Here is a 26,777-nt window from a genome sequence, read left to right on the forward strand (position 1 = left end):
CCTGCTGACCTTCCCTCACCTGGAGACACCATGAGTCAAGCCTCCCACCCGATCCTCCTCACACCCGGCCCGTTGACGACGTCCGACCGCACGCGGGCGGCCATGCTGCGCGACTGGGGTTCATGGGATTCGGATTTCAACCAGATCACTGCACGCATTCGCCAGCAGGTGCTGCGCATCGTCCACGGCGAGGGCACGCACGAATGCGTCCCATTGCAAGGCAGCGGCACTTTCTCGGTCGAGGCAGCCATCGGCACGGTGGTTCCGCGCGGTGGCCATGTGCTGGTGCCGAACAACGGCGCGTACTGCCAGCGCATTGCGCGCATCTGCAAGGTGCTGGGGCGCAAATTGACGACGATCGACTACACGGAGGACAAGCAGGTGACAGCGGCGGATGTGGATCGCGTGCTGGCGGCCGATCCGACGATCACGCACGTTGCGCTGGTGCACTGCGAGACCGGAACGGGCGTGCTCAATCCGCTGCACGAGGTTGCGCTGGTCGTGGCCAAGCATGGCCGCGGGTTGATCGTCGATGCGATGAGTTCTTTTGGCGCGCTGGAGATCGATGCGCGCAAGACGCCCTTCGATGCGGTCGTCGCAGCCTCTGGCAAGTGTCTCGAAGGCGTGCCGGGGATGGGCTTCGTGGTCATCAAGCGCAGCACTCTCGAGAAGTGCGAAGGTCACTGTCATTCGCTCGCGATGGATCTGTACGACCAGTGGGTCTACATGGGCAAGACGACACAGTGGCGTTTCACGCCGCCGACGCACGTGGTCGCGGCGCTCGACGAGGCGATCACGCAGTACTTCGAGGAAGGCGGCCTGGAAGCGCGTGGCGGTCGGTATGCGCGCAATTGCAAGGCTCTGATTTCGGGTCTCGCGGCGCTCGGCTTCCGCACCTATCTCGATCCTGCGATCCAGGCGCCGATCATCGTGACCTTTCACGCGCCAGACGATCCGAAGTACGACTTCAAGACCTTCTACCAAGAGGTCAAGAAGCGTGGGTACATCCTCTATCCGGGCAAGCTGACGCAGGTGGAAACCTTCCGCGTCGGATGCATGGGGCACTTTGGCGATGCGGGGATTCCGGGAGCTGTAGCCGCCGTCGCGGATACGTTGAAGGCGATGGGGATCCGGCAGGTTTCTGCTGCGGCTTTGGCATAGGCTCTGACGGTTGGGCGCTTGTTCCTTTGGGGCGGGCGCCCGGTGACGTCGGCCGGCACAAGGCACACCGCCCGACGACGCTGCCCACCAACCTCAGTTCAAGCAGGAACGCCCGCCGGCCGAGCAGTACCGCGAGGACCCGAACTCGGCGCCAGATAACGATCGACGGACAGCCCATCCGTGCGAATGTCCGGCCGACGTCCCATCACTTGGTCCGCCACCACCTTGCCCGACCCGCACGCCATGGTCCAACCCAGCGTGCCGTGGCCGGTGTTGAGGTACAGGTTGGCGTACGGCGTCGCGCCGACGATGGGCGTGCTGTCCGGCGTCATCGGTCGCAGGCCCGTCCAGAACGTGGCACGCGGCAGGTCGCCGCAAGGGAACAGATCGGTGATCACGCGCTCCAGCGTTTCGCGCCGGCGCGGGTTCAGGCGAAGGTCGAAGCCGCCCAGTTCGGCCATGCCACCGACGCGGATGCGGTCGTCGAAACGCGTGACAGCGACTTTGTAGGTTTCGTCGAGGACGGTCGATTGTGGCGCCGCCGATGGGTCGATCAACGGCACCGTCAGCGAATAGCCCTTGACCGGGTACACCGGGATGTCCAGGCCCAACGGCGCGATGAAGTCGCGCGAATAGCTGCCGAAGGCGAGCACGTAACGGTCGGCCCTCAGCACCTCGCGAGACGCGCCACCCAGACGAACGCCGGCAATGCGACCGCCTTCGGTGATGAGGCCATCGACCGACTGCTCGAAGCGGAAGTTCACGCCGAGGCCGCGAGCGATGTCCGCCAGCCCGCGCGTGAACAGGTTGCAGTCGCCCGTCTCATCGTTCGGCAAACGCAGGCCGCCGGCCAGCATATCGCCCGTGTGAGCCAACGCCGGCTCGACCGTGGCGAGTTGCGTGCGATCGAGCAATTGATAGGGAACGCCGCACTCCTGCAGGACCGCGACGTCGCGCTGCACGGCGTCCAACTGCGCCTGCGTACGAAACAGCTGCAGCGTGCCCTGTGTGCGGTGCTCATAGCGGATGCCAGTTTCGGCACGAAGCTCACGCAGGCAATCGCGGCTGTATTCGGCCACCCGCATCATGCGTTCCTTGTTGACCGCGTAGCGCTCGGGCGAGCAGTTCTTCAGCATGGCGGCCATCCAGCGCAACTGGAACAGCGTGCCGTCCGGCCGGATCGACAGCGGCGCGTGCTTCTGGAACATCCACTTCAGCGCCTTCAAGGGGATGCCGGGCGCGGCCCACGGGGTCGAATAACCGGGCGACACCTGCCCGGCGTTGGCAAAGCTCGTTTCCTGCGCGGGGCCATCCTGACGGTCGACCAGCGTCACCTCGGCGCCAGCGCGGGCCAGGTAGTAAGCGGTCGTGACACCGATGACTCCGCCACCCAAAACGATCACTTTCATCGCGAAACCCTTTGCATGCAGGAAAGGATTCAAGCGTATTCTTCGGATCGCCATAAACTCCACTGAAATGTGCTCCATGCTCAGTGGTTCTTGCTGATTTTTGAGGCCAACAGGCCCCGAAGGAGTGAAATTATCGATCTCGACCGCACCGACCGAAAAATCCTCGACATCCTCCAACGCCAGGGACGCATTTCCATGACCGACCTGGCCGAGCAGATCGGGCTTTCGACCTCCCCCTGCTCGGAGCGCGTTCGGCGCATGGAGCGTGACGGCGTGATCACGGGCTACCACGCCCGAATCGATCCGCAGGCGATCGGCAAGACGCTGCTGGTGTTCGTCGAGATCACGCTGTCGTCCAAGTCGGGCGACGTCTTCGACAAGGTGCGCAAGGAGTTGCTGCACGTGCCGGAAGTGATGGAATGCCATCTGGTGTCCGGCGGCTTCGACTACCTCATCAAGGCGCGGCTGCGCGCCATGAGCGACTACCGCAACCTCTTGGGCGACCTGTTGAAGAAGCTGCCGGTCACGGCGGAGTCGCGCAGCTACATCGTGATGGAAGAAGTCAAGGAAAGCCTGTACCTTCCGATGGACCGATGAACCGCCATCCTGGAGTTGCCCGATGCGCGTCTTTCAACTTGCCATTCGCCTGATCCTGCTTTGCGCCGTGTGGGCAAGCGCCGCGGCACAACCGAGCCAGCAACTCGTAGTCAGGGGTGACCGCGCGCTCGATTGAAAGCGCGGTTCAGGGCGCCAGGAATCCGGCCCGGCGCAAGGCCTGCTGCCCGGTGCCGCTGCGCAGATCATCCGCAAAGGCCTGCGCCGGCTGGGGCGCACCACTTCGCACGGCAAGCCCGTAATCCGCACTCACATTGATCGCGGGCGGAACGTCGATCATCTGCAGGCCCGGTTCCTCGTTGACAGCCAGCACCGCGTTCGTGCAATAGGTCAGGAAGACGTCGGCCTGGCCGCTCGCGACCAGCATGCCGTATACGTTGCGTCCCGCAGGTGGCGCAGGTGAATTCGGCCCGCCGGTCAATTGCAGCGCCTTGTCGGCCAATGACTTGGCGGACCCGGCAGGCGCAGCGCCGCTGCGCTCCACTTTCTCGAAAAGTTCGAAGGCGTAGTCGCCCGAGGGGTCGGCCTTCGGCGTCGAGGTGCCGAGCCTGATCGACGGATCGAGGAGCAGTCGGACCAGCGTGTCGCGCGTCACCTTGAGGCCGGGCCGAGCGAGCGCACACAGCGCATTGCGCGCAAAGGCCACGGTCGACCCCCAATTGCCGCCCGCAGCCAGCGATTGCGGATGCGCCATGTTGGCCGATGCGAACACATCGACGCGCTCGCCCGCAGCGATGCGATCGCGCAGCAGGCCCGACGCGCCGAAGGTCAGTGCGATACGGGTGCCCGGGTTCGCCTTCTCGAAGGCCTGCGCCGCCTGCGTGATCGGCCGACGCAGGCTGCCGGCCGCGAAGACCGACACGGTCGCGTCGGGTGACGCTGTCTGAGCCCCGTCCGCGCCTGTGATCAGACCTGAAGCGAGCACCGCGGCACCCAGCACCTTACTTGGTGGCATTGGGGAAAAACAACTGCTCGCCGCCGATCTTGTAGCTCGCGATGGTCGACTGCCCGGCTGGCGAGATCACCCAATCCACGAACTTCTGCGCGCCCGCGCTGTTGAGTTGTGGAAACTTCGTCGGGCTCACGACCATCACCCCGTATTGGTTGAACAGGCGCTTGTCGCCTTCGACCAGCACCGCCAGATCCGCACGGTTCTTGAAGCTCAGCCAGGTTCCGCGATCGCTCAGCACGTAGGCACCGCTCGATGCCGCGATATTGAGCGCCGGGCCCATGCCGCAGCCGCATTCCTTGTAGCCCGTGCCTTTCTTTTCGTTGGGTACGGGCTGGCCCGTTTCGACGATGCCGGTCTGCGACCACAGCCGGCGCTCGGCGGCGTCCGTGCCGCTCTTGTCGCCGCGCGAGACGAAGGGTGAGTTGGTCGCGGCGATCTTCTTCAGCGCGGCGACGATGTCGTTGCCCTTCACGCCGGCCGGGTCGGCCTTCGGGCCCACGAGCACGAAGTCGTTGTACATGACGGGGAAACGCTGGGCCGCGAATCCCTCGGCGACGAACTTCTCCTCCGCAGCCGTGTCGTGCACGAAGAGCACATCCGCATCGCCGCGCTTTGCCATGTCGATCGCCTGGCCGGTGCCAACGGCAACCACCTTGACGTCGATGTTGCTGGCTTGCTTGAACGCCGGCAGCAGGTGGGCGAACAGGCCCGACTGCTCGGTCGACGTGGTCGAGGCCATCGTGATGGTCTCGGCATGTGCAGCCAGCGTACCCGCCGTGAGGACGATCGCGCCAAGCGCAGAACGCGCCCTCTTGGGCAGATTGAAATAGCTCATACCAACTCTCCTTTGACAAAAAGACGGGCTTCCTCTGGCAGGGGTCCACTGAAGAAATCGTGTGCCGGGAGATCGGCGAGTACGCGGCCGTGCTCCAGATAGATCACGCGGCTCGCAAGCCGTTTGACCTGGCCGAGGTTGTGGCTGGCAAAGACCAGCGTGCGGCCCTGCGCAGCATCGGCAATCAATGCCTCGACCTCGCGCTTGGCGGTAGGGTCCAGGCTGGCCGTCGGCTCATCCAGGAACAGCACGTCAGGATGCAGCACCCAGGCTCTTGCGAGCGCCATGCGCTGCTGCTGACCGCCCGACAGCGTGCGCGCGTTGCGCCCCGCGAGGTCGGCGAGCCCGACCCTCCCGAGCGCATCGACGGCCTCCTGTCGTGCATGACGCCAGCGCGCGCCGTGCAGCCACAGGGCGAGCGCGACGTTGTTGCGCACGCTCGCGCGCAGCATGTGCGGCCGCTGGAACAGCATCGCCTGCGCGCGGCGCGGCACCCTGCTGACGACTGCGCCGCGGGCATGCGGCACGAGACCATGCAACACGCGCAGCAGAGTGCTCTTGCCGCTGCCGTTGGCGCCGATCAGCGCGACACGCTCGCCGGGATGGATCGACAAGGTGGCGCCGGCCAGCGCCCGTACGCGGCCGAATTGCACATCGACGCCGCGCAGGCTGAAGAGCGCCTCGTCGTTCGCCGAGCCGTCACCCGTCCCGCTCACGAAGCCACCTCCAGATGCCGCACCGCGGACGCATCGGCAGCGCCGCCGTCGACCCGCTCGCGCCAGCCGCGCAGGGCCGATATGGCGAAGTTGAGCACCAGCACCACACCCAGCAGCACGAGTCCGAGTGCGAGCGCCAGGGGCAGGTCACCCTTGCTGGTTTCCAGCGCAATGGCCGTGGTCATCACCCGCGTGAAGCCGTCGATATTGCCGCCGACGATCATCACCGCGCCGACCTCCGAAACTGCACGGCCGAAGGCGGCGATCACCACGGTGACCAGCGCATAGCGTTCGTCCCACACGAGCAGCAGCGCGCGCGCGAAAGCACCGGCGCCGAGCGATCGCAGTTGCTCGCCGTGCGCGCGGTCGGCGTCCTCGATGGTCTGGCGCGTGAGGGCCGTGACCACCGGGAGCACGAGGATCGTCTGGGCGAGCACCATGGCCTTGAAGCTGAAGAGCCAGCCCAGGAAACCGAGCGGCCCCGAGCGCGACAACAACAGGTAGATCACCAGCCCCACGACCACCGAGGGAAGCGCCAGCAAGGTATTGAGCAGCGTGAGCAGCAAGCCCCGGCCGGCGAACCGGCTCACCGCGAGCCATGCCCCCAGCAGCAAGCCGAAGCCGCAGGCCAGCAGGCAGGCAGTGGCGCTGACTGCGAGCGACCGGCCGACGATGGCGAGCAAAACGGGATCGCCCGAGACAACGAGGTGTCCAGCAGCGGCAACGCTATCGGCAAAGGTGTTCATTCAAGGGGTGGTTCAGAAAAGCGCACGCAGTATGGGCAAGCATCGACGCGCTACCTATGCAATCTCTTGCATAGGTAGACGGCCGCGTCTGCATAATCCTTCGCGCCATTCACACGCCCCCCACTCCTTGTGCAACAGATCGAACTCTCCTATGCCATCGCGCCGCGCCGCAGTGGCCGTGCGCTGATCCGCAATCCGCTCATGGAACTGCTGCACGCAGTGCGCGAGCACGGCTCGATCTCGGCTGCCGCGCGTGCGCTCGGCTTCTCCTACCGGCACGTGTGGGGCGAACTGAAGCGCTGGGAACAGACGCTGGGCCATCCACTGGTGACGGGCGACCAGGGACGATCGGCGCAGTTGTCCGAGTTCGGCGACAAACTGTTGTGGGCCGAGCGCCAGGCCCAGGCGCGGCTGGCGCCACAGATCGAAGCGCTGCACGCCGATCTCGAACGCGCGTTTGCGCTTGCATTCGATGACCGCACGCATGTGCTGAGCCTGCATGCAAGCCACGATGACGCGCTCGTCCTCCTGCGCGCCCATGCGGCCGCGACGGCCCAACTGCAACTGGACATCCGGTTCACCGGCAGCGTGGATGCGATCAGCGCGCTCAACCAGGGCCGGTGCGTGATGGCGGGCTTTCACACCATCGAGCGGCCGCCGATCGGCTCGATCGCGCAGCGCACCTACAAGCCGCTGCTGAAGCCCGGCCTGCACAAGATCATCGGATTCGCACGGCGCACGCAGGGCCTGATCGTCGCGTCCGGCAATCCACTGCAGTTGAACGGCCTCCCGGATGTCATTGCGCGCCGGGCGCGCTACGTGAACCGGGCGCTCGGCACGGGTACACGCGTTCTGCTCGACGAGCTGCTGGCTCGCGATGGGCTCGACGCCGATGCGGTCGACGGGTACGCGAGGGATGAGCCTTCGCATGCAGCCGTCGCACATGCGGTCGCGGCCGGCCAGGCCGATGCGGGGCTTGGGCTCGAATCCGCGGCACGCACTGCGGGTCTTGGCTTCGTGCCGCTGGTGAACGAGCGCTACCACCTGGCCTGCCTCAAGTCGGCACTCGACCAACCGGCGATCGAAGCGCTGCTCAAGTTGTTGCACGGTGCTGCCTGGCAGCATCGGCTGGGCACGTTGCCGGGCTACGAAAGCGCAAGCAGCGGCGAGGTGCAATCGCTGAGCGCGCTGCTGCCGTGGTGGAATTTCAAGCCGAAGAAGGCCGGGTAGCCAGCATCAAAGCGAACAGGTCCTGAAGCCGAAGAATCCGTCGTCGCGCGCGGGCGATGCAAAGCCCCGGCGCTTCGGCGAACGCAGCCGTGCGCGCGTCGCGAACGATGCGCCGCGCAGCACACGAGCCTTTCCAAAAGCAGGCTGAGGATCGAACTCGGTGCCTTCGCTCCACGGGTCCGGCGCAAAGCCCTCCCAGGGCTGCAAGGTGCCAGCGGTCCATTCGTGCACATCGGCCCACCGGAAGCCACGGCGTCCCAGGGTGTGCGCGGCAATCTCCCACTCGACTTCGGTGGCGATCCGGCGCCCGGCCCAGCGCGCCCATGCGTCCGCTTCCCACCAGCTCACGTGCACGGCGCTCTGGTTGCCCGCCGCGCGCACGGTCCGGCCGAAATGCTGCTGCAGCACCGAGCCGCCGGTGCCGTGGCGCGCCGCGCCGATCTGCTCCACGTGTCGCGGCCCGCGTCGCCCTTCGGTCTGGCTTTCGAGCCATTGCAGTCCCTCGGGCCGCCACAGTTCGGCCCGATCGTAGCCACCGTCATCGACGAACTCCACGTACTGGTCCCAGGTCACGGGCTGGGCATCGATCTCGAACTCCGGCACATCGACCCGCTGCAAGCCGCGCTCCTGCGCGAAGACGAACCCCGAGTCGGGCAGCCCGAGTTCCCACGGCGTCGCAGGCACCAGCAGCGGCTCCCGCGTGACCGCGGCCGGCGGCAGTTCGACGCCCAACGGCAAGCCGAGCGTCTGCGCCATGACGACCAGTTGCTCGCCGCGCAAATCTTCATGAAACAGGGCGAGCCGGTAGAAGTACAAGCCGGCATCGGTTTCGGCCGCGTGCTCGAGCAGTTCGAGCGTGCTCTCCAGCGTTTCGAGCAAATAGGCTTTGGTCTGCGTCAGATCGGGCATCTCGGGCGACCAACGCTCGTGCACGTCGATCTGCAGCGGGTTCCACCATGCGTCGGCATCTGGCTCGATCGCGGCCAGGCGCGTGGGCCGCACCGGGCATTCCGTACCGAACGCGCGCTGCGTGTTGCGCGCAATCCACCACTCCGCGAACCAGCCGATGTGGCCGGCCAGCCATACGGGCGGATCGACTCCCTCGACCCGGGGCACGGCCAGCGCCGCTGAGCCGAGCGCCTGCTCGTAGAGCGACAGAAGATGCAGCGTGTGGTTGCGCGCGTCGATCAGCGCCAGCGAAAGCAGTTCGCGACCCGCGCGACGCATGTCCGGCGAGTCGATGGAATGCGGCAGGCCGGGCGTGCTGAACGGCGTCGATGACGGCGGGCTCGAGGGCATCGGCCATTATGGCGAGGCGCATCGACCGCGTTGGCGCCGTGCAATCCGCCTCGGGGTAAACCCGGGCACGAGCACAGGGAAGAGCAGGCGCTACAGAGCGTTACCATTGTCAACTTTGCGCCAAACGACCCGGCGCCACCGCATTCATCCCGCAGGGAGACAAAACGTTGTCAGCATTCCTCAAATTCGCGCTCGTCATGGACTGGATCAGCGCCAAGCTCGGCAAGGTCGCCGCCTGGGCCGTGCTGGCCGCTTCGGTCATCTCCGCCGGCAACGCCGTCATCCGCTATGGCCTGGACCTCAGCAACAACGCGTGGCTCGAGATTCAGTGGTATCTGTTCGCCGCCACTGTCATGCTCGGTGCCCCGCTGGTGCTCAAGCTCAATGAACACGTTCGCGTCGACATCATCTACGGCAAGCTCAAGCGCAACGGCCCCGTCTACGTCGACTTGTTCGGCCTGGTGTTCTTCCTGCTGCCCGTGATGGGCCTGCTGTTCTGGCTCACCTTCCCTTTCTTCCTCAACATGCTGCGCACAGGCGAGATCTCGGGGAACATCGGCGGCCTCATCCGCTGGCCCGCGGCGTTGATGATGCCCCTGGGCTTCGGCGCGATGTTCCTGCAAGGCGTGGCCGAAATCATCAAGCGCATTGCCTACCTGCGTGGCCTGATCGAGATGGACACGCACTACGAGAAGCCCGTGCAATGAGTGCCCTCCTCACAAGCAACGCCCGCCTCTCGCACCGCTTCGCAGGATAAGAAAAATGGAAATGGAAAACTTCGCCCCGATCATGTTCGCGGGGCTGGTCGTGATCATGCTGATCGGGTTCCCGGTCGCGTTCTCTCTCGCCGCACTCGGCCTGTTCAGCGGTTTCTTCGCGATCGAGATGGGCTGGTTCCCGGCCGGCTTCATGGCCAACCTGCCGCTCAATGTGTTCGGCATCCTGTCCAACGAGACGCTGCTGGCGATTCCCTTCTTCACGCTGATGGGCGCGGTGCTCGAGAAATGCGGGCTGGCCGAAGACATGCTCGATTCGATGGGCCAACTCTTCGGTCCGATCCGCGGCGGCCTGGGCTACTCGGTGATCATCGTCGGCTTCATCCTCGGCGCCATCACCGGCACCGTGGCCGGCCAGGTGATCGCGATGGCGATGATCTCGCTGCCCGTGATGATGCGTTACGGCTACAACATGCGGTACTCGACGGGCGTGCTGGCCGCCTCCGGCACCATCACGCAGCTCGTGCCGCCATCGCTGGTGCTCATCGTCATGGCCGACCAGCTCGGCACCGACGTGGGCCAGATGTACAAGGGCGCGTGGGGCCCGTCGATCCTGCAGGTGCTGATCTTCGCGGTCTACACCTTCCTGATCTCGCGCATCCGTCCGAGCTACGTTCCGGGCGTGCCGGCTTCGGCGCGCACGCTCACCGGCTGGGCGCTGTGGGGCAAGTGCCTGCGCGGCATCATCCCGTCGGCCATCCTGATCTTCGCAGTGCTCGGTTCGATGGGCGGCCTGCCCTTCATGGACCACGCGATCGCCACGCCGACCGAAGCCGGCGCCATGGGCGCCGTGGGCTCGCTGATTCTCGCGGCGATCCATCGCCGCCTCAACTGGCCGATGCTCCGAGACGCAATGGACGGCACCATGCGCCTGACGGCCATGGTGGTCTTCATCTTGATCGGCTCGCGGATGTTCTCGCTGGTGTTCCAGGGCGTGGACGGCGCGAAGTGGATCGAACACTTGCTCTCGGGCCTGCCGGGCGGACAGATCGGCTTCCTGATCGTCGTCAACATCTTCGTTTTCTTCCTGGCCTTTTTCCTCGACTTCTTCGAGATCGCCTTCATCATCCTGCCGATGCTGGGCCCGGTCGCTGCCAAGCTCGGCATCGACATGGTCTGGTTCGGCGTGCTGCTGTGCGTGAACATGCAGACCTCGTTCATGCACCCGCCCTTCGGCTTCGCGCTGTTCTATCTGCGCGGCATTGCCGACACGCTGTTCAAGAACGGCGCGCTGCCGCGAAAGATCGAGTCACGCGACATCTACCTCGGCGCCATTCCGTGGGTCGGGTTGCAGCTGCTGCTCGTGGCGATCGTCATCTTCTTTCCGCAGACCGTCACTGTCTTCCTCGAAAAGAAGGTCGTGGTCGACGTGGACAAGGTGCAGCTTGAAATGCCGGCCGAATCGCAAGGTTCGGACAACAGCGGCATGAACATGGAAGATCCGTTCGGCAACCAGAAGCAGGCCGCGCCGGAAGAGGCCGCGCCGGCCAGCCCGGCGCCGGACGCCGGCACCAAGCAGTGAGCGCCACCGAGGCAGGAGAAACCGGCGCGCCGGGCGAGATCGAGGAAACCCCGGCCGCGCTCGAGAGCCCCGCCTATCCGCCCTTCGTGCGGGTCCTGGCGGTCATCCTCGTGGTCGATCTGATCGGCTTCGGCATCTGGAGCCTGCCTGCGCTCAGTGGTGCGTCGTGGTCCGTCAGCAGCATCGTGCTTTTCGGGTTGGCTGCGCTGTGCATTGCTTGGATGGGCTACTGGATTGTCAGCAGCCGCACGCGCCTGGATGGCGACGTGCTCACGCAGACATGGCTGTGGAACAAGCGCGAGCACGCGGCCGACGTGGCCCATCTCAAGCTCGTGCACTGGCGCTGGCTTGAACGAATCATTGCGCCGCGCCTGCTGGTGCGCCGTCGCAATGGCGCCGTCACGTGGATCCATTCGGCCGATGCGCGCCTGCTGACGGGCTTTGCCGAGCGCGTTGCGGCGCGCAGCTTCCCGAACGCCAAGCCCTGAGCTTCGATCAGCGCGCCCATGAAAAAAGCCCCGCTGTTGCCAGCGGGGCTTTTTGCTTTGGGGAGCCGGCCTGAGCCGGCCCCGCTCACAGCTTTTGTTGCTGCATGAAGCGGTCGAAGGTGCCTTCGGTGAAGCGGAACCAGGCGTTCTGGTCGGCCAGGAACTTCGAGTAGTCGCCGTAGACTTTCTTCCACTCGGGATTGCTGCCGTTGAGGTCGGAGTAGATCTGCTGGGCCGACTTGAAGGCCGCGTTCATCACGTCCTGCGTGAAGGGACGCAGCTTCGTGCCGGAACCGACGAGCTGCTTCAGCGCGACGGGATTGCGTGCATCGTACTTCGCCGTCATGCCGATGTTGGCCTGCGCGGCTGCCGCGGTGACGATCGCCTTGTACTCGGCCGACAGGCCTTCCCAGGCCTTGGTGTTGATGTAGAAGTCCAGCTGCGGGCCGCCCTCCCACCAGCCAGGGTAGTAGTAGAACGGTGCGACCTTGTTGAAGCCGAGCTTCTGGTCGTCATACGGGCCAACCCATTCGAGCGCGTCCAGCGTGCCCTTTTCGAGCGCCGGGTACAGGTCGGCGCCGGGGATCGATTGGGGAATCACGCCGAAGGGTTCGAGCACGCGGCCCGCGAACGGGTTGGTGCGGAACTTCAGGCCCTTCAGGTCGGCGACCGATTTGATTTCCTTGCGGAACCAGCCGCCCATCTGCGCGCCGGTGTTGCCGCCCGGCAGGTTGTAGATGTTGTACTTGGCGTAGAAGTCGCGCATCAGCTTCAGGCCATTGCCTTCATACATCCACGCGTTCATTTGGCGGGTGTTGAGGCCAAAGGGCACTGCGCAGCCGAGGCAGAAGGTCGGGTCCTTGCCGTAGAAGTAGTAAGGCGCGGTGTGCGCCATTTCGACCGATGCGTTCTGCACGCCATCCACCACGCCGAAAGCGGGCATCAGTTCGCCGCCGGCATGCACGGAGATCTGGAACTTGCCGCCGGTCATGTCGCTGACGCTCTTGGAGAACGTTTCAGCCGTTCCGAAAATGGTGTCGAGGGACTTGGGGAAGCTCGATGCCAGGCGCCAGCGGACGGCTGCCTGCGCGTGAACTGCCGGCGCGATGCCGGCAGCGAGGACGCCGGCAATGCCGGCGTTTTTGATGAGGGAACGACGATCCATTGAATTCACTCCGAGTGCTTTTAGAAAACGAGAACGCGGCTTGTGGCCGCGTTGCTGACTTTTTGAGTCGACAACGATTGTAAAAAACGCTTACAAGGCGCCGGGGGGGGTTTTCCCTGCGGCGACGCGATCGAAGCGTTGCCGAATCGACTGTTCGATGCCGATTGCATCGAGTCCGATACCGGCCAGGAGCTTGCTCGGGTCGCCATGCTCGATGAAGCGATCGGGCAAGCCGAGTTGCAGCACAGGCTTCTGGATGCCGGCGGACTGCAAGGCCTCCAGCACCGCGCTGCCCGCGCCGCCCATGATGGCGCCCTCTTCCACCGACACGATGGCATCGTGCGTACCCGCAACTTTCAACAGCAGGTCGATGTCGAGCGGCTTGGCCCAACGCATGTTCACGACCGTGGCATCCAGCGCCTCGGCCGCCTGCAGTGCCGGATAGAGCAAGGTGCCGAACGCCAGGATCGCGATCCGCTGGCCCTCGCGGCGAATCTCGCCCTTGCCGAAGGGCAGCGCCTCGAGCGTGAGATGCGGCGTGACGCCGGCACCGGCGCCGCGCGGATAGCGCACCGCGACCGGATGGTTCTGCTCGTAGGCCGTGGTCAGCAGCTGACGGCATTCGGCCTCGTCCGCCGGGCATGCCACGCTCATGTTCGGAATGCAGCGCAGGAAAGGGATGTCGTACGCGCCGGCATGCGTCGCGCCATCGGCCCCCACGAGGCCGGCGCGATCGAGCGCGAAGACCACCGGCAGGTTCTGGATCGCGACGTCGTGGATGAGCTGGTCATACGCGCGCTGCAGGAAGGTCGAGTAGATTGCCACCACTGGCTTGAGACCTTCGCATGCGAGTCCGGCCGCGAAGGTCACGGAGTGCTGCTCGGCAATGCCCACGTCGTAGTAGCGACCGGGAAAGCGCTGTTCGAATTCGACGAGCCCCGAGCCCTCGCGCATGGCCGGCGTGATGCCGACCAGGCGGCCGTCCTGCGCGGCCATGTCGCACAGCCATGTGCCGAAGACTTGGGTGAAGGTCTGCTTGGGTGCGGTCGCCGGCTTGACGAGGCCGACGGCCGGATCGAACTTGGTGGGGCCGTGATAGGCCACCGGGTCGGCCTCGGCCAGCTTGTAGCCCTGACCCTTCTTCGTGACCACGTGCAGGAACTGCGGACCCTGCAGATGCTTGAGGTTCTCGAGCGTGGGCACCAGCGAATCGAGGTCGTGCCCGTCGATCGGCCCGACGTAGTTGAAGCCGAACTGCTCGAACAGCGTGGCCGGCACCACCATGCCTTTGGCATGCTGCTCGAAGCGCTTGGCCAGCTCGAAGAGCGGCGGCGCCGCACGCAGCACGCTCTTGCCGACGTTCTTGGCAGCGGCGTAGAAGTTGCCGCTCATCAACTGTGCAAGATAGCGGTTGAGCGCACCGACCGGCGGGCTGATCGACATGTCGTTGTCGTTCAGGATCACGAGCAGCTTGCAGTCGTCGCACACGCCCGCGTTGTTCAGTGCCTCGAAGGCCATGCCTGCAGTCAATGCGCCGTCGCCGATGATCGCGACGGAATGACGGTCTTCGCCCTTCTGCCGCGCAGCCATCGCCATGCCCAGCGCGGCCGAGATGCTGGTCGACGAATGGGCGGTGCCGAAGGTGTCGTACTCGCTCTCGGTACGCTGCGGGAATCCGGAGATGCCGCCGAGCTGCCGCAGGGTGGGCATGCGCTCGCGCCTGCCGGTGAGGATCTTGTGCGGATAGGTCTGGTGGCCCACGTCCCACACCAGCCGGTCGTGCGGGGTGTTGAACACATGGTGCAGCGCGACCGTGAGCTCCACCGTGCCGAGGTTCGAGCTCAGGTGCCCGCCGGTGCGCGACACGTTGTCGAGCACGCAGGTCCGCACTTCGTCGGCCAGCTGCTTGAGCTGGGCGCGGTCGAAGTGTCGCAGGACGGAAGGGTCGTGGATGGTTGGAAGCAACGGAGCCATGGGATGTTGTTGTTGTCTATCGATCGCGATCGACGACCATGTGGGCCAGCGCGCGCAGTGCGCCGGTATCGGCCAGTGTGCTGCGGTCCAGCGCGGCGAGCGCCTCGGCCAACAGTTCGCGGGCCTGGGCGCGGGCGCCGTCGAGGCCGAGCAGGGACACATAGGTGGGCTTGTCGCTCGCGGCGTCCTTGCCGGCCGTCTTGCCGAGCGTTTCCGAATCGGCGATGACGTCGAGGATGTCATCCACCACCTGGAAGGCGAGGCCCATGGCCGCGCCGTACTCCCGCAGTGCATCAAGGACGTGGGGCGCGAGCGCATTGCCGCAGGTCGCGCCCATTTCCACGCTGCCCTGCAGCAGGGCGCCGGTCTTGAGCCGATGCATTTCGCGCAGTTGCGCTTCATCGAGCGCAAGGCCGACGCTCGCCAGATCGATCGCCTGCCCCCCCGCCATGCCCTGGCTGCCAGCGGCGCGTGCCAGAAGGCGGCACAGGTTGGCCTGAACGGCGGGCGCGATGGCGTCGCCATCGGGCGTGAGCAGTTCGAAAGCCAGCGCCTGCAGGGCATCGCCGGCCAGCAGCGCATCGGCTTCGCCGAACTTCACGTGCACGGTCGGCTTGCCGCGACGCAGCACGTCGTTGTCCATGCACGGCAAGTCGTCGTGCACGAGCGAATAGGCGTGGATCAATTCAACCGAGCATGCCGCGCGCAAGGCCGCTTCGGCGTGGCCGCCGACGGCTTCGCTCGCGGCAAAAACCAGCATCGGTCGCAGCCGCTTGCCACCGTCGAGCACCGCGTAGCGCATCGCGTCGCCGAGTTCCACAGGTGCGTCGACACCGACCCATTCGGACAATGCGGCTTCGACACTGGACAGCTTCGGCTCACTCCACGCGGCAAGGCGGGCGGCGTCCCAGCGCAAGGTGTCGGCGACCGTCATTCGGCCGCCCAGACCTTGAGGCTGCCCGCATCGAGCACCTTGATCTGGTCTTCGACCGCCTGCAGCTTGTCGCGGCAGAACGCGAGCAGCGCCGCGCCCCGCTGGTAGCTGCCGAGCAGCTGGTCGAGCGGCAATTGACCCGACTCGAGTTCGGTCACGAGTTGTTCGAGTTCCTGGAGCCCGGCTTCGTAGCTCGCTGGCAGCGCGCCGGTACCGGGCGCGTCTGGCGAGGCCGACGGGGAGGAGGAAGGCACCTTGGGCATGCGGGGCGGATCGTGGTGAAACATGGGATTTTAAGTTCACCCCCAGGCTTGCCCACTTCGTGTGGCCGCCCACCCCCTTCCGGGGGCGCTGCCTTCGGCCCGGCAGAGCCGGTTCCGTGGCAGCCCTGGCACTTGCCGGATCGAGGGCGTGGGGGGAAAAATTTCTCCGGGGTACAATCCGCGGCTCCCTGGCCGGCAGCTGCCGGCGCAATCTTCGGGCCGTCCCGCACCTTTGACGGCAGCCTTCCGTTCTATCTTTCTCCCTGTGGGGAGCTTGGTCAGGTCACCCATGTCTGATTTAAGTCTTCAACTGCAGCAGGCTTCCAGCCAACTCCCGGTTTCCGCGTACTTCGATGAGGCGCTCTATGCCCGCGAGCTGCAAACGCTCTTCGCGGCGGGGCCGCGCTACGTCGGCCATCGTCTCGCGGTGCCTGAACCGGGCAACTTCCACACCTTGCCGCAGGAGCATCAGGGTCGTGCGCTCGTCCACACGCCCAAGGGCGTGGAACTGATCTCCAACGTCTGCCGCCATCGCCAGGCCCTGATCCTCCAGGACCGCGGCCAGCTCGACACACAGGCCGGCGGCAACATCGTCTGCCCCCTGCATCGCTGGACGTACGCCGCTGCGGACCCGCGCACCACAGGCACGCTGATCGGGGCGCCGCACTTCGAGCAGGACCCCTGCCTCAGTCTGCACAACTACCCGCTGACCGAGTGGAACGGCCTGCTGTTCGAGAAGAACGGCACGGGCAAGGGTCGTGACGTCGCATCCGACCTCGCGAACATCGGCGCCCGCGCGGATCTCGACTTCGAGGGCTATGCGCTCGACCGCGTCGAGTTGCACGAGTGCAACTACAACTGGAAGACCTTCATCGAGGTGTACCTGGAGGATTACCACGTCGGCCCCTTCCATCCAGGACTGGGCAGCTTCGTCACCTGCGACGACCTGCGCTGGGAATTCGGCCGTCATCACTCGGTGCAGACGGTGGGTGTCGCCAACCGGCTCGGCCGCGCGGGCAGCCCGGTGTACCAGAAGTGGCAGGAACAGCTCCTGAAGTACCGCGAAGGCAAGCCGCCGAAGTACGGCGCGATCTGGCTCACCTACTACCCGCACGTGATGGTCGAGTGGTATCCGCACGTGCTGACCGTCTCCACGCTGCACCCCATCGGCCCGCAGAAGACGCTCAACATGGTCGAGTTCTTCTATCCCGAGGAGATCGTCGCGTTCGAACGCGAGTTCGTCGAAGCGCAACAGGCCGCCTACATGGAAACCTGCGTGGAAGACGACGAGATCGCGGAACGCATGGATGCCGGCCGCCGCGCCCTGATGCTGCGCGGCGACGACGAAAGCGGCCCGTACCAAAGCCCGATGGAAGATGGCATGCAGCAGTTCCACGAGTGGTACCGCCGCGAGATGTCGTCCTGATGCGATCGATGCCCCCCACACCCGCTGTGCCAGAAACACCGCGGAACCGGCTCTGCCGGGCCGCTGGTGTTGCCCCCTGCAAGGGGGATGGCGAAGCGACACGAAGTGCGCGAAGCCTGGGGGTGAGCTCCTGATGCAAGCGCTCTGGATGGTGCTGGGCGCACTGATCTTCGCCACGATGGGCGTGTGCGTGAAGATTGCTTCGGCCTGGTTTTCCAGCGCCGAGTTGGTCCTCTATCGCGGCCTGATCGGCATCGTGTTCCTCTGGGTGCTCGCGCGCAGCCGCGGCGTCACGCTCGCCACCCGATACCCCGGCATGCACGCATGGCGCAGCCTGATTGGCGTCGTGTCCCTTGGCGCGTGGTTCTTCGCGATCGCGCACATGCCGCTCGCCACCGCGATGACGCTCAACTACATGAGCAGCGTCTGGATCGCCGCCTTCCTGGTCGGCGGCGCCCTGCTCGCCTGGGTGCCAGTTCCCGGACGCGACGGCAGCGTGTCGCGCCCGCCGCTGCAAGGCCCGCTGGTCCTCACGGTGCTCGCGGGCTTCGGCGGCGTCGTGCTGATGCTCAAGCCCACCGTCGGCGACAACCAGGGATTCGCGGGTCTGATGGGGCTGCTGTCCGGCCTCACGGCCGCCTTTGCATACATGCAGGTGGTGGCACTTTCGAGGCTCGGAGAACCCGAAGCGCGCACGGTGTTCTATTTCGCGGTCGGCTCGGCCGTGGCGGGCGGCCTCGGAACGTTGCTGGGCGAATCCACCCCATGGTCGAACTGGACGTGGTCGCACGCGCTCTGGCTGCTGCCCGTCGGCGTTCTGGCGGCACTCGGCCAGCTTTGCATGACGCGCGCTTATGCCAGCGCCAAGACCGAAAGCGGTACGCTGCTGGTTGCCAATCTCCAGTATTCGGGCATCGTCTTTGCCGCGATGTACAGCGTGCTGCTGTTCGGGGATCGCATCGATGCCGCGGGCTGGGCCGGCATGGCGCTGATCGTCGCGAGCGGCATCGCGGCCACGGTGCTGCGCCAGCGGTCGTTGCCGAAGGCACCGGCCGAGGAACATTGAAGGAGTTCGCATGTACACGACGCTGATTTCCGCCGAAGAGCTCATCGCCTTGCAGGCCAGCGACCTGCCGTTGATGATCTTCGACTGCACCTTCGACCTGATGAAGCCCGAATCCGGCGCACAGCAGTACCGGGCGGCGCACATGCCTGGCGCGGTGTACGCCAACCTCGATACCGACCTCAGCGCGAAGCACGGCGTGGCCGGCGCCCACGGCGTCGTCGTGGCGCAGGACGAAGGCCCTCCCGCCTCGGGCGGCCGCCACCCGCTGCCGAGCCGTGAGAAGTTCGCGGCCTGGCTGTCGAGCGTGGGCTTTGCCAACAACATGCAGGCGGTGGTGTACGACCGCAACGGCGCCAACTATTGCGGCCGGCTCTGGTGGATGCTCAAGTGGATGGGCCACGATGCCGTGGCCGTGCTCGATGGCGGCCTGCAGGCCTGGCAGGCGGCGGGCGGTGCAGTCACCGGTCGCGAGGAGCCATCGCACTTCCAGTCGAATTTCGTCGCCGACAAGCCTCTGCTCTCGCTCACCGACACCAAGACCGTGGCCGCGCGTCTCGAGCAAGCCGGCCAGACGCTGATCGACGCGCGCGCGGCGGCAAGATATCGCGGCGAGGTGGAACCTCTGGACCCGATCGCAGGTCACATCCCGGGGGCCCTCAACCGGCCCTTTACCGAGAACCTCGGCCCCGACGGGAAGTTCAAGCCGGCCGCGCAGTTGCGCGCCGAATTCGAAGCACTGTTGGCGGGCCGGGATCCCACCACGGTCGTCCACCAGTGCGGCAGCGGCGTGAGCGCGTTGCCCAACCTGCTCGCCATGCAGATCGCAGGTCTCGGGCCGACCGCGCTCTATGCCGGCAGCTGGAGCGAGTGGAGCAACACGCCGGGGCTGCCGACCCGGCAAGGCGCACAACCATGATCCTGACGAGCAGGCCGCTCTCGACCCTCGCACTGACCGCTTTCTTCGCACTCACCGCATTTCCTCTCGCCGCCTCGGCTCAGACCCAGCACGCCCACGTGCATGGCCAGATCAAGCTCGACGTCGTCGTCGAAGGCCCCACCGTCGTGATCGAGATGGGATCGCCGCTCGACAACTTCGTCGGCTTCGAACGCGCGCCGCGCACCGATGCCGAGAAAAAAGCCGTCGTCGATGCCGTCGCACAGCTTCGCGCAGCGGATCATCTCTTCAAGATCGATCCCACCGCCAATTGCAAGCTCGGTCCGGTGACGCTGCGCTCCGCCGCGCTGGGCTTGGGCAAGCCAGACGCCACTGCCACCGAAGGCCACGCCGACCTCGACGCCACCATCGCGTTCAACTGCACCAACGCCGGTGCGGCGAAATTCATCGACATCGATCTCTTCAATGTCTTCAAGGGTCCACGCCAGATTGAGGCCCAGATCGTTTCGCCGCAGGGCCAGTTCAAGCGCACGCTGAAACGGCCGGCCACGCGACTGACCTGGACCAAGTGATTCGCTCGTGACGCTCGTCCTTTCCGCCGAATCGCTGCGCTTCGCCTGGCCCGGCGCCCAAACGCCCTGCATCGACATCGAACGGCTCGACATTTCGGCCGGCGAGGCCGTCTTCCTGCATGGCCCCAGCGGCTGCGGAAAGAGCACGCTGCTGTCGCTGCTGGCCGGCGTGCTGGTGGCCGACGCGGGCCGCATCACCCTGCTCGGACACGATTGGGCCGCACTCTCGGGAGCCGCGCGCGACCGATCGCGCGTCGCGCATGTGGGCTACATCTTCCAGCAGTTCAACCTGCTGCCGTACCTCAGCGTGCTCGACAACGTGCTGCTGCCCTGCCGCTTCTCGGCGCGGCGCATGGAACGGGCGTCGCGCGATGGCACGGCGCGGGCGCAGGCTGAAGAGCTGCTCGCGCAGATGGGCCTGGATGCCAGCCTGTGGCAGCGCCAGGCGATGCAGCTGTCGGTCGGCCAGCAACAGCGCGTGGCCGCCGCGCGTGCGCTCGTCGGTCATCCCGAAATCGTGATTGCCGACGAACCGACCTCGGCGCTCGACGAGGACCGCCGCGAAGCCTTCCTCGACGTGCTGCTGTCGGCTTGCCGGACGAACCACAGCGCGCTCGTGTTCGTGAGCCATGACCAGCGCATCGCCGAACGCTTCTCGCGCCATGTACTGTTGCCCGAGATCAATCGTGCGGCTTCGGGGGAGCTGGCATGAGCGCCCTCTTTGGCATCGCGTGGCGCAGCGCGTGGAACCGCCGCTTCACCCTCGCTCTCACCCTGCTGTCGATCGCGCTATCGACCTTTCTGCTGCTCGGCGTCGAGCGCATCCGTACCGAACTGCGCGAGAACTTCTCGTCCTCGGTGTCGGGAACCGACCTGATCGTCGGCGCGCGCACCGGCTCGACGCAGTTGCTTCTCTATTCCGTGTTTCGCATCGGCGCCGCCACCAACAACGTGCAGTGGAAGAGCGTGCAGGCGCTTGCCGCGCACCCTGGCGTCGACTGGGTCGTGCCGCTGTCGCTGGGCGACTCGCACCGCGGCTTCTCGGTGCTGGCCACCACGCCCGCCTACTTCGAGCACTTCCACTACGGCAACCGCCAGCCGCTCCGGATGCGCGAGGGCAAGCCCTTCGGCGAACTCTTCGATGCCATGGTCGGCGCCGAGGTGGCCGACAAGCTGGGCTATCACGTCGGCCAGAAGATCACGCTGGCCCACGGGAGCGGCGAGCTGAACGTGTCCGAGCATGCCGACAAGCCTTTCACCGTGGTGGGTGTGCTGGCGCGCACCGGCACGCCGGTCGACCGCACGGTGCACATCGGGCTCCCAGCCATGGAAGCCATCCACCTCGAATGGATGGGCGGCGCCCCGATGCCGGGCGTCAAGATCCCGGCGGAACAAGTTCGCAAGTTCGACCTCGCGCCCAAGAACGTGACCGCCGCGCTGGTCGGCCTGAAGAACCGCGCCGCCGTGTTCGCAGTGCAGCGCTGGGTCTCCACCTATGCGAACGAGCCGCTGATGGCCATCCTCCCGGGCGTGGCGCTCGACGAGCTGTGGGGCGTGATCGGCGTCGGCGAGAACGCGCTGCTGCTGATGTCGGCGCTGGTCGCACTCGTCAGCCTCGCAGGGCTGGTGTCGGTGGTGATGGCCAGCCTCAACGAGCGGCGCCGCGAGCTGGCCGTGCTGCGCGCTGTCGGCGCCAGCCTGCGCCACGTGCTCGCGCTGCTGGCGCTCGAAGGCGCGCTGGTCACGCTGCTGGGCGTGGCGATCGGCGTCGTCTTTGCCGTGCTGGGTGTCACCCTGCTTTCCCCCTGGCTTCAATCGCAGTTCGGACTGGCGCTGCACTTGTCCGAACCTACACTGAACGAATGGACGCTGCTCGCGGCCCTCGTCGTGGCCGGCTGGGTCGCCAGCCTGCTGCCGGGCATCCGCGCCTACCGGCTTTCACTCGCCGATGGCCTCTCTCCAAGGATCTGAACATGACATTGCGCCTTCCCGTTTCCTTCCTTCTCGCGGTCGTCATCGCCGGCAGCGCATGGGCCGCCGAGCCCTCGCCACAGGCCACCTCCCCGACCAACCCGCTCGGTGGCAAGCCCGCCGACGCCAAGGCCGCACCCGGCCAGCCTCGCGTCATCTCGTGGGAAGAACTAGTGCCCAAAGACTGGGACCCGATGAAGGAACTCAAGGGCATGGACCTGAGCAAGCTCGACGACAGCGACCCGCGCGCCAACGAGATGCTTATGAAGCTCCAGGACGCCTCGAACAACGCGCCGACCAACGCCGCGATGAACGGCGTCGAGGTGAAGATCCCCGGCTTCATCGTGCCGCTCGAAGAGAACAAGGGCGAAGTCACCGAGTTCCTGCTGGTGCCCTACTTCGGCGCCTGCATCCACACACCGCCGCCGCCGGCCAACCAGATCCTGCACGTGCGCCCGAAGCAAGGCGCGAAATTCCGCGCCATGGACACCGTGTGGGTCACCGGCAAGCTGCAGACCCTGCGCAACGATTCGATGATGGGCGTGAGCGGCTACCACGTCACAGCCGACAGCGTCACCAAGTACACCGGCGGCGCGAAGTAACCGACAACCTCCGCTACAGCGACCTCGTCATGAAGACGCTGTGGGGATCATTGACGTAGTTGCCGAAGGGAGCGCAGCGCGTGAACCCGAACGACTCGTAGAGCTTCTGCGCCGGCTCGAACGCCTTTATCCGGCCCGTCTCCAGACTCAATCGATCGTAGGAACGCGTCCGCGCTTCCTCGATGATGCGATGGAGCACGGCGCGTGCGACCCCTTGTCCCCGATGGGCATCCGAGGTTCGCATCGACTTGACCTCGCCATGTTTCGGCGAAAGCTCCCGAAGCGCGCCGCATCCGAGCAGTTCATTGCCTCCCCACGCCGTCCAGAACGTGACATCGGGCTGTCGCAGTTTGTCGATGTCCAACGCGTGAACGCTGCAGGGCGGCGAAAGCTCGTGCATGTTGCGCAGATGGGCTTGTAGCAACGCACGAATCTCCGGGCCCGAGAGATCGTCGAGGTCGATCCGAATGACTGCAGATGAAGGGTTCATCGACGCTTGACCATCATTTCGAGTATTGAAGTTGCGGGAAGCATATTGCACGCCCGTGCCGCCACAGGCAGGTGCGGGACATGGACAAGCAATCCCCGGGTTTCAACTAGGAGTGCTGAACGCCCATGCCGTGCCAACATGGCGCGCGGCGAGGCACGCGCAATTCGCGCGTCCCCCTGCGACAGGAGGCCCCCATGTCCAATCACGTCTACAAGCTCCTCGAACTCACAGGCTCGTCGCCGACGAGCAGCGACGATGCCGTGCTGCGCGCCATCGCCAAAGCCAGCGAATCCGTGCGCAACATCCAGTGGTTCGAAGTGACCGAAACGCGCGGCCATGTGATCGACGGCAAGGTCGCCCATTGGCAGGTGACGATCAAGGCAGGCTTCACGCTGGAGGACTAGACCCGCGCCATTCCGGGAATGCCGCGGAACCGGCTTTGCCGGGCCGCAGGCATTGCCCCCGGCAGGGGGTGGGCGGCCACACGAAGTGAGGCAAGCCTGGGGGTAAGCTTGGTCAATCCGGGGCCTGAATCACGCGGTCAAACTCCTCGTCCGCCGGCACGTTGTCGGCATCGAGTTCACTGGCATCGGTCAGGTCGATGCCGGTTTCTTCGGACAGCTCATCGGTCGCTTCGGCGTCATCTTCTTCGAACGCCTCGTCGTCCTCGGGCAATGTGTCTTCGGCTTCGTCGATCTCGGGTTCGTCTGCGGCTTCTCCGGGACGCAGAGGGGGGTCGGCGCTGATCATGATCGGACTCCTGGCTGACTGATGTTTGCATGATGCACCCCGAGTGTGGGTCCCAGCCGAATCAGCCACTTCGGCGAAGGGGCAACAAGCGTGTCAGAAAGTGCCGCGGGTGTCCACTCAGTGCTTGTGGTCGGACGCCCCGTGCGCGTGGTCCGGATCGGCAACGCCGCCGTGCGCATGGTCATGGTCGGCATGCGCGAACCGGCTCACGAGCGTGACGAGCAGGATGCCGATCGCCAGCCACACGATCTGCAAGGCCGTCTGCCGCGCCGGCAGCCGCTTCTGCAGCTGCGGGATCAAGTCGGCCAGCGCCACGTAGACGAAGCTGCTGGCCGCCAGCACCAGGAAATAGGGGAGCCACCCATGCAGCTGGTCGACCAGCCACCAGCCCACCAGGCCGCCAAGCGCGGTCATCGTCCCGGCCAATGAGACCTTGACGAGCGCCACGCGCTGGTTGGACGAACTCTGGCGCAGCACGACCAGGTCACCGATGTGGTGAGGCACCTCGTGCGCGAGCACGGCGATCGCAGCCACCAGGCCCAGGCGCATGTCCGCGACGAAGGCCGAGGCGATCAGGATGCCGTCGCCGAAGCAGTGAACGCTGTCGCCGGTGAGCACGGCCCAGCCGCCGCCCTTGGCGTCGTGCGCATGCGCATGGTCGTGGTCGTGGTCGTGGTCGTGGGCGTGAACGTGAAGGTGGTGATGGCCTTGATCGTGCGGATTGGCTCGGCTGTGCCCAGGTTCGTCGACGTGCTCGCCATGATGATGCTCGTGCCCGTGGTGCCACAACTCTGCCTTGTCGAGCAGAAAAAAGAAAACCAGTCCGAACAACAGCACGCCGAACAGCACGGCCGGCGCGATGTGGCTCTCGAAGGCTTCGGGCAGCAGGTGCATGAAGGCGGTCGCCAACAGCGCGCCCGCGGCGAGGCTCAGCAAATGCTGCGGATTCACGCCGCCGGCCCCGCTACGCACGCCCACGCGCAGCAGCAGCGCGGCGATCCAGACACTTCCGATGCCGGCGACAAGGGTCGCGGCGATGATGGCTAACAAATTCATGACTGCTTGCGCAATGGTGGCAAAAACAAAAGCCGTCCATCGGACGGCTTTCGATTGAAAGCGGCTAGCGGATGTGGCTAGGCCACACCGTTGGCTTTGAACCAGGCCAGGGCGCGCTTCCATCCGTCTTCGGCCGCCTCTTTGACGTAGCTGGACCGGTTGTCGGCATGGAACGCATGGCCCGCTTCGGGATACACGACGAACTGCGAAGCCTTGGCAGCCGGTGAACCGGTTGCCAGGGCGGCTTTCATCTTATCAACCGTGTCAAGCGGAATCCCCTGGTCCTTGCCGCCGTACAGGCCCAGCACCGGCGCCTGCAGGTTGGCGGCGACGTCGATGGGATGCCGGGGCGTCAGCTCCGAAGGCTGCCCGATGAGCCGGCCGTACCAGGCCGCGCCGGCCTTGACCTTGCCCGTGGCCGCATAGAGCCAGACGATGCGTCCGCCCCAGCAAAAGCCCGTGATGGCCGCTTCCTGAACGTCGCCGCCGTTCGCAGCCGCGTACTTGAGCGCGCCGTCGAGGTCGGCCATGACCTGCGCATCGGGCACCTTGCTGACGATGTCGGCCTGCAGTTTCGGGATGTCGGTATACCCCTTCGGATCGCCCTGACGCGCGTAAAGCTCGGGCGCAATGGCCAGGTAGCCGGCCTTGGCGAAGCGGCGGCAGGTGTCGGCGATGTATTCGTGCACACCGAAGATCTCCTGGACCACGAGCACCACCGGCAAGCCGGTCTTGCCGGCCGGCGCGGCGGCATAGGCCGGCACCTCGAAGCCGTTCACCGTGTACTTGACGGGGCCGGCCTTGAGGCCCTCGTCGGACGTCTTGACGACGGTTTGCGCCGCGATCGGCAAGGTGGCCGCCGCATAACCCACCCCGATGGCGGCCTTGAGCGCCGTGCGGCGCGTCGCGCCCTGCTCGGTGCTGTCGCCGGGGCGGAGCGAATCGAAATCGGCTTGCAGATCGGAAGCGTTCTCGGAACGAGTCATACGGGCGAACTCCTGTGAAATCGACGGACAAAGGCTGGCGTGCGAAGCGCAGGCCGCAATGTAGGCGATCAGGCGAGGACGCGTGCGGCTGGCGCCGAAACCCCGTCGTAGGCGCGCGCCGCGAGCGCGGACGCAAGAACCTGCGCCGGGTCGACCAGTCTCAGCCCACCGACCGACGCCGAGCCCTCGAGCCCGAGGGGAATCTCGGTGCATCCCATGACGATGGCCACCGATCCATGACGCCGCGCGAGTTGCAGTGCGACCTCGCTGAAGCAGGCCTGCGCCAACGGCATGTCACCCGCCTTCACGCCGTCGTAGATGCCACGCATGAGCATCCGACGTTCCTCTGCAAGCGGCAGGTGGCAGGCCATGCCGGCGTCCGCCATCGCCTGCTCGTACAGGCCGATGCGGTAGGTGCCTTCGGTCGCCATCAACGCCACGTCCCGAACGCCCTGCGCCGCCAGATGCGCCGACACCTCGCGCGCGACGTGCAACACCTCGACCTGCGGAAAGCGCTCCTGCAAGGTGGCGTGCCACGCATGCGCCGTATTGCAGGCAATCGCGACCGCCCGGCTGCCCAGCGCCGCCAGCCGCCCCAATGCCTGCAACATCGGCTCCAGCGGCTGATGCGCACCCAGCCCTTCCGACTCGAGCGCACCGCTGCGATCCGGCACCGGCACCTGCGCCAGCCAGTGCTCCGGAAAGCCCTGGTCCCGCACCGTCTCGCCGCGCGCCCGCATCCGCCGCGCACAAGCATCGACGAACAGGCGCACGAAATCCGCGCCCGCTGCCGGCCCCATGCCACCGAGGATGCCAACTACTTGTGTCATGAATTGCGCCTCAATTCGCCAGCCCCTTCACAGCCCCTTCCAGAAACA

General features: G+C 65.9%; 29 protein-coding genes. 14 read left to right on the forward strand and 15 right to left on the reverse strand.

Annotated features, from left to right (window positions below; genetic code table 11):
- Positions 1-30 precede the first annotated feature (30 nt).
- The gene (locus tag QTI04_RS17905) at positions 31-1,161 is read left to right on the forward strand and encodes a 2-aminoethylphosphonate--pyruvate transaminase (protein ID WP_286599679.1); all 1,131 of its coding nucleotides are present in this window, start codon (positions 31-33) and stop codon (positions 1,159-1,161) included.
- A gap of 98 nt (positions 1,162-1,259) precedes the next feature.
- Here QTI04_RS17905 and QTI04_RS17910 read toward each other — a convergent pair whose 3' ends face one another.
- A complete protein-coding gene (locus QTI04_RS17910; RefSeq protein ID WP_286616862.1) occupies positions 1,260-2,570 on the reverse strand; it encodes a D-amino acid dehydrogenase in 1,311 nt (436 codons plus the stop codon).
- Positions 2,571-2,699: 129 nt separating this feature from the next.
- Between QTI04_RS17910 and QTI04_RS17915 the strand changes: the two genes are divergently transcribed.
- A complete protein-coding gene (locus tag QTI04_RS17915) occupies positions 2,700-3,167 on the forward strand; it encodes a winged helix-turn-helix transcriptional regulator (RefSeq protein WP_286599676.1) in 468 nt (155 codons plus the stop codon).
- 145 nt (positions 3,168-3,312) lie between these two features.
- On the opposite strand, the gene QTI04_RS17920 is transcribed toward QTI04_RS17915, so the two are convergent.
- The 4 genes from QTI04_RS17920 to QTI04_RS17935 are packed head-to-tail and all read right to left on the reverse strand — an operon-like array spanning position 3,313 to position 6,434.
- Positions 3,313-4,140 (reverse strand): molybdate ABC transporter substrate-binding protein, encoded by an 828-nt coding sequence (locus tag QTI04_RS17920; RefSeq protein WP_286616800.1) that lies wholly within the window; start codon positions 4,138-4,140, stop codon positions 3,313-3,315.
- Positions 4,127-4,972 carry a substrate-binding domain-containing protein gene (locus QTI04_RS17925; RefSeq protein WP_286616801.1) on the reverse strand — a complete coding sequence of 282 codons (846 nt, stop codon included), beginning with the start codon at positions 4,970-4,972 and terminating at the stop codon, positions 4,127-4,129. Before QTI04_RS17925 ends, QTI04_RS17920 begins: the two co-directional genes overlap by 14 nt.
- Positions 4,969-5,688 carry a phosphate ABC transporter ATP-binding protein gene (locus QTI04_RS17930; protein WP_286616802.1) on the reverse strand — a complete coding sequence of 240 codons (720 nt, stop codon included), beginning with the start codon at positions 5,686-5,688 and terminating at the stop codon, positions 4,969-4,971. Before QTI04_RS17930 ends, QTI04_RS17925 begins: the two co-directional genes overlap by 4 nt.
- The gene (locus QTI04_RS17935) at positions 5,685-6,434 is read right to left on the reverse strand and encodes an ABC transporter permease (RefSeq protein WP_286599671.1); all 750 of its coding nucleotides are present in this window, start codon (positions 6,432-6,434) and stop codon (positions 5,685-5,687) included. Before QTI04_RS17935 ends, QTI04_RS17930 begins: the two co-directional genes overlap by 4 nt.
- A gap of 129 nt (positions 6,435-6,563) precedes the next feature.
- Here QTI04_RS17935 and QTI04_RS17940 point away from each other — a divergent pair, with 129 nt between their 5' ends.
- Positions 6,564-7,664 carry a substrate-binding domain-containing protein gene (locus QTI04_RS17940; protein ID WP_286616803.1) on the forward strand — a complete coding sequence of 367 codons (1,101 nt, stop codon included), beginning with the start codon at positions 6,564-6,566 and terminating at the stop codon, positions 7,662-7,664.
- Between the two features lie 6 nt (positions 7,665-7,670).
- Here QTI04_RS17940 and QTI04_RS17945 read toward each other — a convergent pair whose 3' ends face one another.
- Positions 7,671-8,963: an SUMF1/EgtB/PvdO family nonheme iron enzyme gene (locus QTI04_RS17945; RefSeq protein WP_286599669.1), complete on the reverse strand. Its 1,293-nt coding sequence runs from the start codon at positions 8,961-8,963 to the stop codon at positions 7,671-7,673.
- A gap of 167 nt (positions 8,964-9,130) precedes the next feature.
- Here QTI04_RS17945 and QTI04_RS17950 point away from each other — a divergent pair, with 167 nt between their 5' ends.
- The 3 genes from QTI04_RS17950 to QTI04_RS17960 are packed head-to-tail and all read left to right on the forward strand — an operon-like array spanning position 9,131 to position 11,749.
- Positions 9,131-9,670, forward strand: coding sequence for a TRAP transporter small permease subunit (locus QTI04_RS17950; protein ID WP_286599668.1), 540 nt, complete (start codon positions 9,131-9,133; stop codon positions 9,668-9,670).
- A gap of 55 nt (positions 9,671-9,725) precedes the next feature.
- Positions 9,726-11,261, forward strand: coding sequence for a TRAP transporter large permease subunit (locus QTI04_RS17955; RefSeq protein ID WP_286599667.1), 1,536 nt, complete (start codon positions 9,726-9,728; stop codon positions 11,259-11,261).
- On the forward strand, positions 11,258-11,749 hold the full coding sequence (locus tag QTI04_RS17960) for a hypothetical protein (protein ID WP_286616804.1): 492 nt from the start codon (positions 11,258-11,260) through the stop codon (positions 11,747-11,749). The genes QTI04_RS17955 and QTI04_RS17960 overlap by 4 nt, the downstream gene beginning before the upstream one ends.
- 85 nt (positions 11,750-11,834) lie before the next feature.
- On the opposite strand, the gene QTI04_RS17965 is transcribed toward QTI04_RS17960, so the two are convergent.
- The 4 genes from QTI04_RS17965 to xseB form a co-directional block, all read right to left on the reverse strand.
- Positions 11,835-12,914, reverse strand: coding sequence for a TRAP transporter substrate-binding protein (locus QTI04_RS17965; protein WP_286599664.1), 1,080 nt, complete (start codon positions 12,912-12,914; stop codon positions 11,835-11,837).
- 90 nt (positions 12,915-13,004) lie between these two features.
- Entirely contained in the window at positions 13,005-14,888 is a 1,884-nt protein-coding gene (gene dxs / locus QTI04_RS17970; RefSeq protein ID WP_286599663.1) for a 1-deoxy-D-xylulose-5-phosphate synthase, read from the reverse strand.
- Positions 14,889-14,904: 16 nt separating this feature from the next.
- Positions 14,905-15,822 (reverse strand): polyprenyl synthetase family protein, encoded by a 918-nt coding sequence (locus tag QTI04_RS17975; protein WP_286616806.1) that lies wholly within the window; start codon positions 15,820-15,822, stop codon positions 14,905-14,907.
- Positions 15,819-16,085 (reverse strand): exodeoxyribonuclease VII small subunit, encoded by a 267-nt coding sequence (xseB, locus tag QTI04_RS17980; protein WP_286616807.1) that lies wholly within the window; start codon positions 16,083-16,085, stop codon positions 15,819-15,821. The genes QTI04_RS17975 and xseB overlap by 4 nt, the downstream gene beginning before the upstream one ends.
- A gap of 289 nt (positions 16,086-16,374) precedes the next feature.
- Between xseB and QTI04_RS17985 the strand changes: the two genes are divergently transcribed.
- The 7 genes from QTI04_RS17985 (at position 16,375) to QTI04_RS18015 (ending at position 22,617) form a co-directional block, all read left to right on the forward strand.
- Positions 16,375-17,511: an aromatic ring-hydroxylating dioxygenase subunit alpha gene (locus QTI04_RS17985; protein ID WP_286616809.1), complete on the forward strand. Its 1,137-nt coding sequence runs from the start codon at positions 16,375-16,377 to the stop codon at positions 17,509-17,511.
- 133 nt (positions 17,512-17,644) lie between these two features.
- The gene (locus QTI04_RS17990; protein WP_286616811.1) at positions 17,645-18,577 is read left to right on the forward strand and encodes a DMT family transporter; all 933 of its coding nucleotides are present in this window, start codon (positions 17,645-17,647) and stop codon (positions 18,575-18,577) included.
- Between the two features lie 10 nt (positions 18,578-18,587).
- Positions 18,588-19,493: a sulfurtransferase gene (locus QTI04_RS17995; protein ID WP_286616813.1), complete on the forward strand. Its 906-nt coding sequence runs from the start codon at positions 18,588-18,590 to the stop codon at positions 19,491-19,493.
- Positions 19,490-20,044: a DUF2796 domain-containing protein gene (locus QTI04_RS18000; RefSeq protein ID WP_286599658.1), complete on the forward strand. Its 555-nt coding sequence runs from the start codon at positions 19,490-19,492 to the stop codon at positions 20,042-20,044. Before QTI04_RS17995 ends, QTI04_RS18000 begins: the two co-directional genes overlap by 4 nt.
- Before the next feature lie 7 nt (positions 20,045-20,051).
- Positions 20,052-20,756 (forward strand): ABC transporter ATP-binding protein, encoded by a 705-nt coding sequence (locus QTI04_RS18005; RefSeq protein WP_286616814.1) that lies wholly within the window; start codon positions 20,052-20,054, stop codon positions 20,754-20,756.
- Positions 20,753-22,015, forward strand: coding sequence for an FtsX-like permease family protein (locus tag QTI04_RS18010; protein ID WP_286616815.1), 1,263 nt, complete (start codon positions 20,753-20,755; stop codon positions 22,013-22,015). Before QTI04_RS18005 ends, QTI04_RS18010 begins: the two co-directional genes overlap by 4 nt.
- A gap of 2 nt (positions 22,016-22,017) precedes the next feature.
- Positions 22,018-22,617 (forward strand): DUF3299 domain-containing protein, encoded by a 600-nt coding sequence (locus tag QTI04_RS18015; RefSeq protein WP_286599655.1) that lies wholly within the window; start codon positions 22,018-22,020, stop codon positions 22,615-22,617.
- Positions 22,618-22,630: 13 nt separating this feature from the next.
- Here QTI04_RS18015 and QTI04_RS18020 read toward each other — a convergent pair whose 3' ends face one another.
- Positions 22,631-23,107 carry a GNAT family N-acetyltransferase gene (locus tag QTI04_RS18020; RefSeq protein WP_286616818.1) on the reverse strand — a complete coding sequence of 159 codons (477 nt, stop codon included), beginning with the start codon at positions 23,105-23,107 and terminating at the stop codon, positions 22,631-22,633.
- 194 nt (positions 23,108-23,301) lie between these two features.
- Here QTI04_RS18020 and QTI04_RS18025 point away from each other — a divergent pair, with 194 nt between their 5' ends.
- On the forward strand, positions 23,302-23,511 hold the full coding sequence (locus QTI04_RS18025; protein WP_286599653.1) for a dodecin: 210 nt from the start codon (positions 23,302-23,304) through the stop codon (positions 23,509-23,511).
- A 112-nt stretch (positions 23,512-23,623) separates the two neighbouring features.
- On the opposite strand, the gene QTI04_RS18030 is transcribed toward QTI04_RS18025, so the two are convergent.
- The 4 genes from QTI04_RS18030 to QTI04_RS18045 form a co-directional block, all read right to left on the reverse strand.
- Positions 23,624-23,857, reverse strand: coding sequence for a hypothetical protein (locus QTI04_RS18030; protein ID WP_286599652.1), 234 nt, complete (start codon positions 23,855-23,857; stop codon positions 23,624-23,626).
- Between the two features lie 117 nt (positions 23,858-23,974).
- Positions 23,975-24,913, reverse strand: a complete 939-nt coding sequence (locus QTI04_RS18035; protein ID WP_286616820.1) for a ZIP family metal transporter — start codon at positions 24,911-24,913, stop codon at positions 23,975-23,977.
- Positions 24,914-24,990: 77 nt separating this feature from the next.
- The gene (locus tag QTI04_RS18040; protein WP_286599648.1) at positions 24,991-25,899 is read right to left on the reverse strand and encodes a dienelactone hydrolase family protein; all 909 of its coding nucleotides are present in this window, start codon (positions 25,897-25,899) and stop codon (positions 24,991-24,993) included.
- A gap of 68 nt (positions 25,900-25,967) precedes the next feature.
- Positions 25,968-26,729 carry an aspartate/glutamate racemase family protein gene (locus tag QTI04_RS18045; protein ID WP_286616821.1) on the reverse strand — a complete coding sequence of 254 codons (762 nt, stop codon included), beginning with the start codon at positions 26,727-26,729 and terminating at the stop codon, positions 25,968-25,970.
- Between the last annotated feature and the right edge of the window lie 48 nt (positions 26,730-26,777).

This window comes from Variovorax sp. J22R115 (assembly GCF_030317005.1).
Taxonomy (GTDB): Bacteria; Pseudomonadota; Gammaproteobacteria; order Burkholderiales; family Burkholderiaceae_C; genus Variovorax.

What these genes read in the sequence shown, in the direction of transcription:
- QTI04_RS17905 (WP_286599679.1), top strand. Translation starts at nt 31, where the DNA reads ATGAGTCAAGCCTCCCACCCGATCCTCCTCACACCCGGCCCGTTGACG.
- QTI04_RS17910 (WP_286616862.1), bottom strand. Translation starts at nt 2,570, where the DNA reads ATGAAAGTGATCGTTTTGGGTGGCGGAGTCATCGGTGTCACGACCGCT.
- QTI04_RS17920 (WP_286616800.1), bottom strand. Translation starts at nt 4,140, where the DNA reads ATGCCACCAAGTAAGGTGCTGGGTGCCGCGGTGCTCGCTTCAGGTCTG.
- QTI04_RS17925 (WP_286616801.1), bottom strand. Translation starts at nt 4,972, where the DNA reads ATGAGCTATTTCAATCTGCCCAAGAGGGCGCGTTCTGCGCTTGGCGCG.
- QTI04_RS17935 (WP_286599671.1), bottom strand. Translation starts at nt 6,434, where the DNA reads ATGAACACCTTTGCCGATAGCGTTGCCGCTGCTGGACACCTCGTTGTC.
- QTI04_RS17945 (WP_286599669.1), bottom strand. Translation starts at nt 8,963, where the DNA reads ATGCCCTCGAGCCCGCCGTCATCGACGCCGTTCAGCACGCCCGGCCTG.
- QTI04_RS17955 (WP_286599667.1), top strand. Translation starts at nt 9,726, where the DNA reads ATGGAAATGGAAAACTTCGCCCCGATCATGTTCGCGGGGCTGGTCGTG.
- QTI04_RS17965 (WP_286599664.1), bottom strand. Translation starts at nt 12,914, where the DNA reads ATGGATCGTCGTTCCCTCATCAAAAACGCCGGCATTGCCGGCGTCCTC.
- dxs (WP_286599663.1), bottom strand. Translation starts at nt 14,888, where the DNA reads ATGGCTCCGTTGCTTCCAACCATCCACGACCCTTCCGTCCTGCGACAC.
- QTI04_RS17975 (WP_286616806.1), bottom strand. Translation starts at nt 15,822, where the DNA reads ATGACGGTCGCCGACACCTTGCGCTGGGACGCCGCCCGCCTTGCCGCG.
- xseB (WP_286616807.1), bottom strand. Translation starts at nt 16,085, where the DNA reads ATGCCCAAGGTGCCTTCCTCCTCCCCGTCGGCCTCGCCAGACGCGCCC.
- QTI04_RS17985 (WP_286616809.1), top strand. Translation starts at nt 16,375, where the DNA reads ATGTCTGATTTAAGTCTTCAACTGCAGCAGGCTTCCAGCCAACTCCCG.
- QTI04_RS17990 (WP_286616811.1), top strand. Translation starts at nt 17,645, where the DNA reads ATGCAAGCGCTCTGGATGGTGCTGGGCGCACTGATCTTCGCCACGATG.
- QTI04_RS17995 (WP_286616813.1), top strand. Translation starts at nt 18,588, where the DNA reads ATGTACACGACGCTGATTTCCGCCGAAGAGCTCATCGCCTTGCAGGCC.
- QTI04_RS18000 (WP_286599658.1), top strand. Translation starts at nt 19,490, where the DNA reads ATGATCCTGACGAGCAGGCCGCTCTCGACCCTCGCACTGACCGCTTTC.
- QTI04_RS18010 (WP_286616815.1), top strand. Translation starts at nt 20,753, where the DNA reads ATGAGCGCCCTCTTTGGCATCGCGTGGCGCAGCGCGTGGAACCGCCGC.
- QTI04_RS18015 (WP_286599655.1), top strand. Translation starts at nt 22,018, where the DNA reads ATGACATTGCGCCTTCCCGTTTCCTTCCTTCTCGCGGTCGTCATCGCC.
- QTI04_RS18020 (WP_286616818.1), bottom strand. Translation starts at nt 23,107, where the DNA reads ATGAACCCTTCATCTGCAGTCATTCGGATCGACCTCGACGATCTCTCG.
- QTI04_RS18025 (WP_286599653.1), top strand. Translation starts at nt 23,302, where the DNA reads ATGTCCAATCACGTCTACAAGCTCCTCGAACTCACAGGCTCGTCGCCG.
- QTI04_RS18030 (WP_286599652.1), bottom strand. Translation starts at nt 23,857, where the DNA reads ATGATCAGCGCCGACCCCCCTCTGCGTCCCGGAGAAGCCGCAGACGAA.
- QTI04_RS18035 (WP_286616820.1), bottom strand. Translation starts at nt 24,913, where the DNA reads ATGAATTTGTTAGCCATCATCGCCGCGACCCTTGTCGCCGGCATCGGA.
- QTI04_RS18040 (WP_286599648.1), bottom strand. Translation starts at nt 25,899, where the DNA reads ATGACTCGTTCCGAGAACGCTTCCGATCTGCAAGCCGATTTCGATTCG.
- QTI04_RS18045 (WP_286616821.1), bottom strand. Translation starts at nt 26,729, where the DNA reads ATGACACAAGTAGTTGGCATCCTCGGTGGCATGGGGCCGGCAGCGGGC.